This window comes from Pseudoflavonifractor sp. 60, assembly GCF_009911645.1.
GTDB lineage: Bacteria > Bacillota > Clostridia > Oscillospirales > Oscillospiraceae > Lawsonibacter.
Genome location: NZ_QWKI01000241.1, coordinates 1 through 467 on the forward strand (window position 1 = coordinate 1; position 467 = coordinate 467).

Consider the following 467-nt stretch of genomic DNA (forward strand, 5'->3'; position numbering starts at 1 on the left):
CGTGGCCATGTCAGCGGCGGCCCTGGCCCTTGACGGTCAAAATACCCTCAAGGGTGGTAGCGGTGATGCCCAGCCGCTGGGCCACGGCGATGTCGTTCTTCATGGACTCGGTGACGGTATGCCCGCACACCACCAGCACCCGGGAGCGGCGGAGCAGGTCGCGGCCAATGTCAATGCTGCTCTTGTGCTCCTCGGGAACCGCGTCATTGAGGAAAAGGGGCAGGAACAAGGCCGGGCAGATAGGGGCAAAGCCCGCATCGTAAACCGCCCGGCAATACTGCGCGGCCAGCTCCGCATTTTCCGTATCGCCGCCATACCAGGCGGCGGTGATGTAAGCAAGGGGTCGTTTCATAGTCGTTTACCTCCGATATTTTAATAGTTGTCGTTCAACCCTATCCCCCCGCCCTTTCCCATTCATGGGAAAGGGGGCGGCTCTGGAGGATATATCCCCCGCCGCGCCGGGAGGG

Annotated in this window: 1 protein-coding gene; it reads right to left on the reverse strand. The window is 61.9% G+C overall.

Annotated features, from left to right (window positions below):
- Window positions 1-10: 10 nt before the first annotated feature.
- Entirely contained in the window at window positions 11-352 is a 342-nt protein-coding gene (locus D1646_RS20650; protein ID WP_016316827.1) for a hypothetical protein, read from the reverse strand.
- Window positions 353-467 lie beyond the last annotated feature (115 nt).

Bases quoted from the DNA above. Each gene is read 5' to 3' on its own strand.
- D1646_RS20650 (WP_016316827.1), bottom strand. From the start codon at position 352: ATGAAACGACCCCTTGCTTACATCACCGCCGCCTGGTATGGCGGCGAT.